The 12198-nt window shown below is 71.0% G+C and carries 8 protein-coding genes; all 8 read right to left on the bottom strand.

Annotated features, from left to right (window positions below; translation table 11 throughout):
• Window positions 1-52: 52 nt before the first annotated feature.
• The 8 genes from HGB44_RS25300 to HGB44_RS25335 all read right to left on the bottom strand — a co-directional run bounded on the left by HGB44_RS25300 (window position 53) and on the right by HGB44_RS25335 (window position 12192).
• Entirely contained in the window at window positions 53-3361 is a 3309-nt protein-coding gene (locus tag HGB44_RS25300) for a right-handed parallel beta-helix repeat-containing protein (RefSeq protein WP_061083671.1), read from the bottom strand.
• Window positions 3362-3427: 66 nt separating this feature from the next.
• On the bottom strand, window positions 3428-5059 hold the full coding sequence (locus HGB44_RS25305; protein ID WP_061083672.1) for a hypothetical protein: 1632 nt from the start codon (window positions 5057-5059) through the stop codon (window positions 3428-3430).
• A gap of 72 nt (window positions 5060-5131) precedes the next feature.
• Complete coding sequence (locus HGB44_RS25310) at window positions 5132-5485, bottom strand: hypothetical protein (protein ID WP_061083673.1); 354 nt, start codon at window positions 5483-5485, stop codon at window positions 5132-5134.
• 47 nt (window positions 5486-5532) lie between these two features.
• Window positions 5533-5871, bottom strand: coding sequence for a YbaB/EbfC family nucleoid-associated protein (locus HGB44_RS25315; RefSeq protein ID WP_168444142.1), 339 nt, complete (start codon window positions 5869-5871; stop codon window positions 5533-5535).
• On the bottom strand, window positions 5762-8866 hold the full coding sequence (locus HGB44_RS25320) for a hypothetical protein (RefSeq protein ID WP_168444139.1): 3105 nt from the start codon (window positions 8864-8866) through the stop codon (window positions 5762-5764). The genes HGB44_RS25315 and HGB44_RS25320 overlap by 110 nt, the downstream gene beginning before the upstream one ends.
• Before the next feature lie 32 nt (window positions 8867-8898).
• Window positions 8899-11367, bottom strand: coding sequence for an AAA family ATPase (locus HGB44_RS25325; protein WP_168444140.1), 2469 nt, complete (start codon window positions 11365-11367; stop codon window positions 8899-8901).
• A 138-nt stretch (window positions 11368-11505) separates the two neighbouring features.
• On the bottom strand, window positions 11506-11808 hold the full coding sequence (locus HGB44_RS25330; RefSeq protein WP_061083344.1) for a WXG100 family type VII secretion target: 303 nt from the start codon (window positions 11806-11808) through the stop codon (window positions 11506-11508).
• Window positions 11809-11859: 51 nt separating this feature from the next.
• Window positions 11860-12192 (bottom strand): hypothetical protein, encoded by a 333-nt coding sequence (locus tag HGB44_RS25335; protein ID WP_231972647.1) that lies wholly within the window; start codon window positions 12190-12192, stop codon window positions 11860-11862.
• Window positions 12193-12198: the final 6 nt, after the last annotated feature.

Genomic DNA, 12198 nt, shown 5'->3' on the forward strand with positions numbered 1-12198 from the left:
CCTCCGGGGGAACCGCCCCGCCGCACCGAGCGCCCCGCGCGGGCCGCGGGTGTCAGCGGGCCGGGATGTCCTCGGGCAGCAGGGTGGTGAAGTCCTCCCGGGTGGCGTTCTGGACGCCGTTGACCAGGCGGCCCGCCTGACGGGTGATCATCCGCTCCAGCACCTGGCGCGCGTAGCGGGCGTTGCCGAAGTTCGCGTCGCGGACCACCCCCGAGAAGTGCTCGTGCAGGGCGGCCACCGTCTGCTCGCCGCAGGTGTACCCCGACCCCTTCGCCATCCGCTCGACGATGGTGACCAGCTCGTCGTCGCTGTAGTCGGGGAACTCCACCTGGTGGTTGAACCGCGAGGCCAGACCGGGGTTGGAGTCCAGGAAGCGCTGCATCTCGTTGGTGTACCCGGCGACGATGACCACGGCCTCGTCGCGGTGGTCCTCCATGAGCTTGACCAGGGTGTCGATGGCCTCCTGGCCGAAGTCGTTGCCCGACCCGCGCGGCGCCAGCGAGTAGGCCTCGTCCACGAACAGCACGCCGCCCTTGGCCCGCTCGAACACCTCGGCGGTCAGCTGGGCGGTGTGTCCGACGTAGCGCCCGACCAGGTCCGAGCGGGCCGCCTCCACGACGTGGTCACTGCGCAGCACCCCCAGGGCGTGCAGGAGCTTGCCGTACAGCCGGGCCACGGTCGTCTTACCGGTACCGGGGGGACCGGCGAACACCAGGTGGTGGCTCATCGCCGCCACCTGGAGCCCCATGGCGCGCCGCTGCTGGGACATCAGCAGCAGGTTGGCCAGGTCGTTGACGGTCTCCTTGACGCTGGCCAGGCCCACCATGGCGTTGAGCTCCTCGCGCAGGGCCGCGATCCCGTCCGCCGTGCCGCCGAGCTGCTCCTCCTCGGCCGCCGCACCGAGGTCCTCGGGTAGCAGGAGGGTGAGCGAGTCCGGGCTGTCGGGGATGGTCCCGCCCAGCCGGAACGCCTGGCGGTCGATCATCTCCTCGAACAGCTTGCGGGCCTCGCGGCCGTTGCCGAACGCCGGGCCCTTGGGCACCCGCTCGAAGTGGGCGAGCAGGGCCGCCTCGGTCTCCTTCGCCATCCGGTAGCTGTGCGAGACGCACATGTTGCGCACGATCTCCGTCAGCTCCTCCGGCGCGTAGTTGGTGAACTCGATGGTCCGGCTGAACCGGGAGGCCAGGCCGGGGTTGGTGTCGAGGAAGTTCTGCATCTCCTCGGTGTAGCCCGCGACGATCACCACGACCTCGTCGCGGTGGTCCTCCATGAGCTTGACCAGGGTGTCGATGGCCTCCCGGCCGAAGTCGGGGCCGCTGCCGCCGCCCTCGCTGCCGTTCGCCAGCGTGTAGGCCTCGTCGACGAACAGCACGCCGCCCTTGGCCCGCTCGAACACCTCGGTGGTCTTGATCGCCGTGCCGCCCACGTACTGCGAGACCAGGTCGGCGCGGGCCACCTCCACCACGTGCCCGTAGCGCAGCACGTCCAGTTCGGCGAGGATCTGCCCGTACAGCCGCGCCACGGTGGTCTTGCCCGTACCGGGCGCGCCGCCGAAGACCAGGTGGCGGCTCATGGGCGGTGTGGGCAGGCCCATCTCCGCCCTGCGCTGGGCCATCTGGTTGCGGGTGACGAGCGTCTTGACCTCGTGCTTGACCCCGGCCAGGCCCACCAGCGCGTCCAGTTCCATCAGGGGGCCGACCTCCTCGACCTCCTCGTCCCCCTCCTCGGGGAGCGGGACCTCCGGCATCGGAACGGACGCGCCCGCCAGGTCGCCGAAGGCGTCCGGGGCCCCGTTGTCGCGGCTGAGCAGCTCCTCCGTGCGCATGCTCTGGCTGGCGACGGTCTGACGCAGTCCGGAACGGCCGTTCTCGCGTACCGAGCAGTCCTCCACCGCCACGTCCTCGGCGGAGTGCACGAGGATGCCGTCGGCGCCGTTGCCGAACACCTCGCACCGCCGCAGCGTGGCGCTCGCCTTGGCCGCCACCAGCACGCCGTTGCGGCGGCCGTTGTACACCCGGGTGCGCAGGACCGTCGCCCTGCCTCCGGCCCGTACGGCGATGCCGTCGCCCGTGCACTCCGACACGTCGCAGTCGCGCACGTCGGCGGACGCGCCCGAGCCCACCGAGATCCCGGCGTCGCGGCTCCCGGAGATCTGCACGCCGGCCAGCAGGGGAGCGCCGCCCTCGTCCACGGACACGGCGCTCTTGCCGGTGCGCTCCAGCGTCACGTCCTCCAGGCGCCCGCGGCCGCCCTTGCCGAACACCACGCCCTGGCCCCGGGTCCCGGTGATCGCGGTCGCGCGCAGGAACGGGGCGCACTGCTCGACCACCACACCGGGACCGGCGGTCTCGCTGATCAGCCCGCGGTCGAACTCCACGACGCTGTCGCCGCCCAGGCTCAGTCCCAGACCGCGGCGCACGACCAGACCGATGAAGGTGGTGGAGGCGCGCTCCTCGGCGCGCACGGCGTCGCCGCCCGACTCCTCCACCTCGCACTCGGTGAAGGTCCCGCGCGCCCGGCCCGACAGGTGGATGGCCACGCCCTTGGCACGCGCCACGCGTACCCGCGTCACCTGCGGGTCCGACGCGTTGTGCACGACGACGCCGCGCCCGCCCACGTCCTCGAACACGCAGTCCTCGACCACCGGGCGCGACCTGCTGGACACCACCAGCCCGTCGCCCTCGATGTCGTGCACGCGTGTGCCCACCAGTGAGGCGGCGGCGCCCTCCTCCAGAGCCACAGCGGGCTTCTTGGTCCCCGAGATCTCGCAGTCGCGGATCGTGCCCCCGGACTGCCCGCTGGCGAACACGCCGTTGCCCCCGGCGTCGCGCAGCACGCAGGAGCGGATCGTGGGGCGGGCCTGCTCACCGATGACCACGGCGCTGGTGTCGACCTCCTCGATCACGCAGTCCTCGATGACGCTCGGCCCCGAGGTGGCGATCACCACGCCCGCCCCAGCCGAGCAGGTGACGCGGCTGTCGCGCATGGCGAGCGCGCCGCCGCCGCGCACCGACACCGCGGTCCACGAGGCCCCCTCCACCTCGCAGTCGGCCATCTCCAGCTGTCCGAGGGGGATGTCCACCGCGGGGTAGTCGGCGTGGCGGCCGCGCAGGACCAGCCCCGACAACTTGACCGCCTCGGCGCCCGAGACCACGGCGCAGCCGCTGGCGGTGGTGATCTCCACGCTGCCCAGGCCGTCGCGGGCCATCAGGGTGACCACGTCGCGCAGGACGAGGCTCTCCTCGTAGCGGCCTGGGGCGATGGTGATGAGGGCACCGCTGTCAGCGGCCTCGACCGCCTCGGTGATCGTCGCGTGCCCGTCCTGAGCGTCGGCGTCGACGGTGAGGAGCTGCCTGGTCATCGGTGTCTTCCTAAGTCGGGGGAGGGGCGGTGGCGGAGCGGCCGGAGCCGCCCCGCCGGGGGTGGGTCAGGAGCAGGACGCGCGCACCGCCGAGGCGGCCACGTGCGAGCTGGCGTGCTCCTGGTCCGCGAGGGCGTCGGTCCCCGCGTTGGTGAGCTGGACGGTGAACTCCTCCGTGGGGGAGGTGAACCCGGTCACCTGGACCCAGCCGCCCCGGATCCCCGCCTGGTCGATCCCGAAGACCGCCACGGGCGACCCCTCGGCCGCGGGGCCGGAGAAGAGCTGGTACTTCGCCTCCCCGGGGGAGATCCACAGCGGGCTCTCGTCGTCGGGCACGTGGACGTAGAGCTCGCATGCGACCCCCGCCTCCCCGGGGGTGAACGTCCAGGTGGCGTACTGGCCGTTGCCCCGTTCGGGGTCACCCGAGACGGGAAGGGCCTCGTAGCCGCCGTCACAGCCCTCCTGAGCGTACCCGCCGGGCCGGGTGGCCCAACTGGCGGTGCCCTCGGCGCTGTCCCAGCGTCCCTCGTTCGCGTAGGAGGCGCCGGGGGAGGCCTGACAGCCGGGCCCCGCGACGGCGAGGAAGGACTCGGGTTCCGAGGCCGCCGTCACCGCGCCCGAGTCCGCCAGGACGGAGCCCCCGCCCTCCGAGGTCGGAGGGTCGGCGGCCGCCCCGCCGCCTGCGGCGTCGCCGTTCCCGGCGGCCCCGCTCTCCCGCGCGGTGCCGCCGGTTCCGGTGGTGTCGGCGAGGGGGGCGTTCATCTCCTCCGCGGCGGTGCCGGTGCCGCTGTCTCCGGTGCCGGTGTCGCCGTTTCCGGAGCCCTCTCCGGCCGCTCCGTCGGTCTCACCCTCCCCGGAGGTTCCGGCGCCCTCGTCTCCTCCGGCTGCCGTGTCCGCTCCGGCCGCGCCCTCCTCGCCAGCGGAGGGACCGGTGGCCGTGTCGCCGCCTTCGGTCGCGGCGCTCCCGGTCCCCGGTTCTCCCGCTGCCGTCGCGGCGCCTCCGGACCCCGGTTCCCCGGCCGCGGTCGCCTCGCCCGCGCCGCCCCCGGTCTCCGGGGCGCCGGCGGCCGCCGTGTCCGGGACATCCTGTGCCGCGGGGGCGGTCTCCACGGGGTTCCCCCCTCCGGTGGCGGCGGTGCCCGGGTCGGGCATCGTCGGGGTCGAGACCCCGTCCCCGCCCACCTCGGGGACGTAGCCGGTCTCCTGGGGCACGGCCGCGGCCCCGGTGTCCGCCTGTCCAGCGCCGCCCCCGGACTCGCCGCCGGCCGAGGCACCCGACTCGGCGGTGCCCGAGCTCTGGCCGCCCGTGCCGTCCGCGCCGCCCGCGCCCGAGGCGAGCGGCGTCGTGTCCAGGGTGACTCCGGGAACCCCCGCCGTCATGGCGAAGGGAGCGGCGACCAGCAGCAGGCCCGCGATGGCGGCACCCGCCAGGACGGGCTTGCCCGGACGGTCCAGGGCCACCTCCGGGGCCTGGGGGGCGGCGGGCTCGTGCAGGGCACCGGTGATCCGGGGTCCGGGCACGGCCTCGGCCGCCCCCTCGGCTGCTCCGGACGAGGGAGCGGCCTCGACGTGCGCCGCGGAGCCCGCGGCCCCTCCGGAGACCGTGCCGTCGGCTTCTCCGGAGAGCGTGGACCGGAAGTCGGGCGCCGGTGCGGGACGGCCTTCGGCCTCGCCACGAGCCTGCGCACTCTCAGACATCGAAACTCCTTCTCGGGGGACCCGTGGGGCCGCTCACGCGGCCGCACGGGGAGGTGGGGGTGGGGTCGGGGGTCACCGGCGTCCTCCGGGCCCGCCCGGGGTGTCCATGTCCGGGACGGCGTTTATGTTGTTCTCCTCCGCACGGCCGAACTGCTCCTTGCTGCCGCTGAGGATGGCGCTCGTGTCCTGCGCGGCGATGACCAGGAAACCCAGGTACTCGTCGATGGAGGTCCTGAGCACACCCAGGGACTGGTCCATGTCGTCGGCGAACTTGTCGCCCTCGCCCCAGATGGGGTCCAGGACCGCCAGTTCGCTGCTCAGCCACTGCTGGAGCTCACGGGCGTACTCGGCCGCGTCGTTGACGCTCCAGCTGTTCCTGTCCATCCCGTCGAAGTCGGCGAAGAAGCCGTCGCCGCGGTTCGTCATGTCCGTCTCCTCTCTCGCGCCTCAGCCACGGGTGTGGCGCGGGACGCCTAGTGCCGCGGGTTCTCGGAGGGGATGCCCAGCCGGTCGAGCAGCTTGAACGGGTCGAGGTCGCCGCTCATGATCTCCTCCGCGCTCGCCACGTCCGGCATGAAGGGGCTGTAGGCCTTCGAGACGCGCTCGGCCATCTGGCTCCGCGCCTTGTTGACCACCTCGGTGATGGCGGCGGCCAGCTCGGTGGGGGCCATGTCCCGGTAGGCCTGGGTGTGGAACTTCAGCTCAACCAGTTCCCCCGTCGCGTTCACCTTCGCGCCCACGAGCCTGTTCTTGGCCACGACCTCTTCTGTTGCCGCCTCCAGGTTTGCGCTTGCGTCCGCCAGCAGGCCCATCGTCTTGTGAAGCTGTGCCAGTTCCTCTTCCATCTGGCGCTGCATCTGCGAGCTCATGCCGGGATGTTCCCTTCTTGCTCTGACCGGGGACGGGGCGTCCCAGTGCGGATCTCTGCGCGTCGGCCGTGGTTCCCCAGACCTTCTCGTCCTCGGAGAGCCAGGTGGAGCGCTGGCGGTCGCGGTTGTTGTCACCGCCGCTGCCGCCCGCACCGCCGCCCATGCCGCCCATCATGGGGGGCATCATCGGCATGCCGCCCATGCCTCCCATGCCGCCGGCTCCGGTGCCCGCGCCTCCGGTGCCCGCGCCGGGCTGGCCGCTCAGACCTCCCACGCCGCCGAGCCCGCCGACGCCGCCGGGGGTGCCTGGTCCACCGGAGGTCCCCGGGGGCCCGCCCGCCGGGTACTGGGTGCCGTCGGGGTTGGCGAACAGGGAGGAACGGTCGGAGGCGTCCGGTGATCCCGGTCCGTCGCTGGAGTAGGGGCCGGGTGCGGGGGTGAGGCCGCCGTAGTTGAGGCCCACGTCGTCGGGCGACTGCAGGGGCGGAAGCTCGTCGAGGGGCGGTACCTGGGGCGCGTTGGGATCGCCGATCACCGGCTCCCCGGTCTCGGGGTCGATCGGGTAGGGCTGGCCCGTCTCCGGATTGATGACGTAGGGGTCACCGGTGATCGGGTTGATGGGTACGTCCTCGCCCAGCCCGGTGCCGGGGCCGTTGGTCCCGAGGTTGGGAGGGGGCGCGGGAATGTCGTACCCGTAGCCGTCCTCGCCCAGCCCGGTGCCGGGGCCGTTGGCCCCCAGGTTGGGAGGGGGCGCGGGCAGACCGTTCCCGTACCCGTAGCCGTCCTGCCCGGGACCGGTGAGCCCGAGGTTGGGCGGGGGCTCGGGGATGTTGTAGTCGGTCGGCAGTCCGGTCTCCGCGTCGATGCCGACCGGTTCTCCGGTGACGGGGTCGATGGGCAGGACCTGCCCGGTCTCGTGGTCGTAGTTGAGCGGTAGGCCGGTGTCGGGGTTGAAGGGCAGCCCGGTCTCGGGGTCGACGGGGTAGGGCTCGCCGGTCTCGGGGTTGAGCGGGAGCCCCGTCGCGGGGTCGAACTCCAGGGAGCTGCCGGTCTCCCCGTTGGCCACCGGTTGTCCGGTGACGGGGTCGATGGGCAGGACCTGCCCGGTCGAGGGGTCGAAGTTGAGCGGTAGGCCGGTGTCGGGGTTGAAGGGCAGCCCGGTCTCGGGGTCGACGGGGTAGGGCTCGCCGGTCTCGGGGTTGAGCGGGAGCCCCGTCGCGGGATCGCGCTCCAGCGAACCGTTGTAGCCGCCCGGGCCGCCGCGGCCGCCCCCGGGGCCGTTGAGGCCGAGGTTGGACGGGGGCGGCGGAATCGGCGGGGGCACCATGGGGCCGTTGCCGTCGGGGGAGTTCGGGCCGCCGAGGGTGTCCCCGGGGCCGTTGAGGCCGAGGTTGGACGGGGGCGGAGGCGGGGGTGTGAAGGACCCGTTGGGTGGGAGGGCGTTGGGGTTGCCGAGGGTGTCCCCGGGGCCGTTGAGGCCGAAGTTCGGGACGGGCGGCGGGGGCGTGAAGGAACCGCCTTCGCCCAGCCCGCTGCCGGGGCCGTCGAGGCCCTGGTGCGGCGGTGGGGGAGGCGGACCGGGGATGTTGTTGGGGCCGCCGCCCAGGCCGTCCGGACCGGTGAAGCCCTGGTGTTCCGGTGGAGGTTCGATGCCCAGCTCGTCGAGGATGTCCTGGATGTTGGGGCCGTCGCCGCCTCCGGGGCCCTCGCCTCCGGGGCCGTCGCCGTCTCCGTCTCCGAAGAGGTTGTCGAGGATGTCCTGGATGTTGGGGCCGTCGCCGCCTCCGGGGCCCTCGCCTCCGGGGCCGTCGCCGTCTCCGTCTCCGAAGAGGTTGTCGAGGATGTCCTGGAGGTTGGGGTCGCCGTTCGGGTTGTTGGGGTCGTTGTTCGTGATGTTGGGGGTCGGCGACGAGAGCGTTTCGGGGGTGTCGATCTTCTGCAGGCTCTGATGGATCTCGGTGAACTTGGACACCATATGTGCGTGCAGTTCGTTCGCCGCGTTGTAGGCACCCCGGTAGTGCTTTTCGAACATCTCGTAGAGCGTGTTGTTGACGTTGTTGTCGGTGATTTCGTCACCGACGATTCCGCGAACCTCCGGCGTGGGGTTGCCGTCCGCGTCCTCCCCGGCATGACGGACTCTGATGTCGAACTGCTCGCGGTGTTCGACGAACCTCTGCGAGCCCACCGAGGTTCCGGAATACCAGATGTCGAGTACGCCTTTGATGGTCCCGGCGTTGCCCTCCAGGGCGGCGTTCACCTGGGTGGTGAGATTGGTGGTCTTGGGCTTGATCTCCGGTGCGATGCGCTCCAGTTCCTTCTTGAAGTCGGGGATCGCCTCGTTGATCTGGGTCAGGCGGTAGGCCAGGTTCTGGAGGATGTACTTGTAGACGCCCGCCGCGGAACCCGCCATGGGGCCCTCCGGGGTGTCGATGTCCTGCCAGAGCTTGTTCAGGCTGCCGCCCTCGGCCACGAGGTAGGGATTGAGCGCCTTGTTCAGCCCGTCCAGATCGTCGATGGTGTCCTGGAGCCGTTTGAGGTTCCAGTTGTCGGAGGTCATCTGGTTTGCGGAGTAGTCGGCCATGAGGGTGAGGTTGCGCAGGCCCTCACGGTACTTGTCCTGCTTGTTCGCCTCGTTGCCCGCCTCCCACAGGTGGTCCTGCATGTCGTAGCCGGCGTAGTCGATGCCGTAGGTCTCGTAGGCGTGGCCGTAACCGGTGTAGGCCGTGTACCAGTCGTAGTAGTCCCACCAGCGGTCCAACTCCTTCCACTCGAACCCGACGAAGGGCTTGGTGGTCTCCCAGAAGTGGTAGCGGCCGCCGTCGACCCATTTGTCCGCCGTGACATCGCTGAGAGGGATCATGGGACCGTATTCGCCTTCGGTGTTGGCGAAGATGTTCATGATCTCGTGCAGGGGTCTCTTGGGTACGTCTTCTGGCATGCTTACCTCCCTCTGTGGATTGGACCGCGGACTCAGGAGTTGTTCGTGCTTCCTCCGTTACTGTTGCCCTGGCCATTGGACCCGGGGGTGCTGCCCGGCCCTCCGGTGAGGAGGTTGCTGAGTTCCTGTGCGGTGAGGTTCTGCTCGTCCTCGATGTTCCGGAAGACGAGGAGGCTCTCAGAGAGACGGGTCTCGATGTCGGAGAGTTCTTCCTGTAGCCCGCTGAGGAACTGGTAGATGTTTCCCACGGAGGTGTCGATCTTGCGGGCGAGATTTCCGGCTTCCGGGAGGAGGGCGGGATCGCCGAGACGGATGTAGCCGCCTCCGCCCTCTCCGCCGACACCCTCGTATCCGATGAACGCCGTGACCTGGGCGTCGATCGCCTCCCGGAGCGGGGTCACGATGTTCTTGCGGAAGTTCTGGATCTGGTCGAGGTCGATCTTGGTGCCCTCACCACCCTTGCCGTCGCCGTTGCCACCGTTTTCGCCGTTACCGTTACCGTCGCCGCCGCCGGTGTCGCCGTCTTCGCCGTCGCCGTCGGTGCCTTCGTCTTCGCCGTCGCCGTCGCCGTCTGTGTCGTCGCCGTCGCCTTCGCCGTCGCCGTCGCCTTCGCCGTCGCCTTCGCCGTCGCCTTCGCCGCCGTTGCTGCCGCCGTTTTCGCCGCCGCTGTTGCCGCCGCCGCTGTTGCTGTCTTCGCCGTCGCCGTCGCCGTTTTCGTCCTCGCTCCCGGCGTTGTTCTCCTCGTTTCCGGGGCCGGTTCCCTCGTGGTCGCCTCCGGAGCCGTCACCGCTGTTGTCTTCCTGGTTTCCGGGGCCTGGGTTCAGGTGTGAGAACTGGTTTTCGCCGGTGTCGCCGTTTTCGCCGTCGGTGCCTTCGCCGTCGGTGTCGCCGCCGTTGTCGCCGTCGCCCCCGGCGTTGTTCTCCTCGTTTCCGGGGCCGGTTCCCTCGTGGTCGCCTCCGGAGCCGTCACCGCTGTTGTCTTCCTCGTTTCCGGGGCCTGGGTTCAGGTGCGAGAACTGGTTTTCGCCCTCAGAGCTGTCGGAGCCGTCGCCTGTGCCGGGCCCGTGCTCGTCCCGGGGGGCGTCGCCCGTGACCGGAGGCGGGGTGGTGCCCACGGGCACGCCCGGAGTTCCGCCGCTGCCCGGGTCGGTCACACCGGGGCGGTTGCTCTCCACGTGCTGGGGGGAGTTCTCGCCGCCGGGCTTACCGGGGCCGTCGCCGCCGGGACGGTTGTGCTCGGAGGAGTCGTCCTGACCGGTTCTGCCGGGCCCGTCGCCGCCGGTACGGCCATCTCCTTCGTCGCGGTCGGTGCCCTTGTTGCCGTCGGTGTCTTCGTCGCGGTCGGTGCTCTTGTTGCCGTCGGTGCCCTCCTCACCACCACGGCCTTCCTCGCCACCGTTGCCCTCGTCACCGTCGAGGTCCTCGGACACGGTGATCAGACCGGTCTCGGGGTCGACCTCCACGTCCCCGCTGCCGGGGTCGAGGGAGACCTCGCCCGTCTCGGGGTCCAGGGTGAGCTTCAGGTCGCCGATCTCGATCGTGGTCGGCAGGGTCTCCTCGCCGTCACCGGAGCCGGTCGTCTCGATCCCGACGGTGCCCTCGGCCGGGTCGATGGTCAGACCCAGGTGTCCGGCCTCGATGGTGACCGGCGCCGCCTCGGGGTCGAGGGGCACGTTCCTGTCCCCGGGCTCGATGCTGATCGTGCCGGCGTCCGAGTCCAGGACGAACTTCAGCTCGCCCGCCTCGACGGTGGTGATCCCCGTCTCGGGGTCCAGGGTCACGACCGGCGCCCCGGGAATCTCGGAGACGGTCTCGCCGAAGGCGGGGTCGTCGATGTCGGCGGAGATGGGCTCCACACCGGGAATCGGCTCCGCGGCCGCGGTGACCTGGGCGGCCAGCGGCTCCAGCAGTTCCCCCTGCTCGACCTCCCTGGTTTCCAGAGGCTCCAGGAGGGGGTGGTCGGGCTCCGCGGCGACCCCGGGTTCCAACGGAGTCAGTGCTTCCATCGGCTCCAGGAGCTGAAAGGGCTCCGCGTTGGCGGATACTCCGACGGAGGTGTCCTGCGGTTCGAGGGGGAGCGCTGGTGTCCCCTGGGACGCCGGTTCGAACTGGCTCTCCGTGTGGAGCTCCTGGCCGGACACGTCCCCGGAATCGGGTGCGGACACCGTGACGACGCGGGCGGTCTCCTGGCCGGCGAGCACGTGCGGGGAGGCGCTGTCACCGGACTGCTGCGTGCCGAACAGCATCACGCCGTCCTCGCCGACGGTCACCTCGGACTCGCCCGGGTCGAGCACCGCCTTCTGGGTGGCGGTGTCCACCTCGACCGAGGAGCCGGCGTGCCGGAGAAGGAGCAGGCCGCTGGTCAGGTCCACGCTGATCGGGGCGGACTCCGACCGGTTCGTGCTGGCGTTCTGCTCCTGGAGGGTGGCCTCCTCGGTCTCGGTCGGATCCGGCTCCTCCCCGGAGAGGGCAGCACGGAAGTCGAAGAGGGGGGACTCCACGTCAGGACCTCCTCACCGCCCGTAGGGCGGCAGTTCGTCTGGGTTGTGTCGGGGGTGGCGGGGGATGGGGTGAGGCGAGGTGGGGCGGGCGGCCGCGAGGGGAGTGGTGGGCCGCCCGCCCCGGGGGAGGGGAGTGGACTACAGCAGGCCCTGCCAGTTCATGGCCTCGCGGTTGTCGGTGCCGGAGTACTCGTGGCGGATCTGGTCGAGGGAGGACTTGGCCGCGCCCAGCAGTTTCTCCATGTCCGCGACGTTGCTCCGCCACTGCTCGACCTTGATCTGGTACTGCTCGAACATGGCACCGTCGAGCTGCGCCTTGAGGGACTGCATCGTGGTGTCGAGCGACTCGATCTGGTTGCGCACGGCCTTGGTCTGGGTGTCCAGGTCCATGGTGGCCTGGTCGACTTCGCCGTAGCTGACGTCGAAACCGTTGATGGTCATGGTTTCACCTTCCGGGGAGGGTCTCGTGTGGGTCGGAGCGGCTACCCGGCCTCAGCCGGGCTGGTTGTCCGTGAGGTTGAGCTCGTTGATCCACCGCGAACCGGTGATGACGGCCGCGTCCTCCGTGGCGTGCATGGCGTGGACGGTGCCGCCGTAGGTGCCGATCATCCGGTTCATGTCGTTGGTGATGAGCCGCAGCTCCTCCAGCCAGCCGACGACCGCCTCGCTGTAGCTGTTGGAGGCCGCACCCTGCCAGGACGCGCGCAGCCTGTCGCGCGTGTGGTCCACGTTCGTGTAGATGGTGTTGCAGTTGTTGTAGGCCTCGGTCATCGCCTCCTGGGCTTGCCGCTCGGCCTCGTCTGTAGTCCTTGTCCTCTGGTTCACGGGATC

The organism is Nocardiopsis alborubida (assembly GCF_012396365.1).
Taxonomy (GTDB): domain Bacteria; phylum Actinomycetota; class Actinomycetes; order Streptosporangiales; family Streptosporangiaceae; genus Nocardiopsis; species Nocardiopsis alborubida.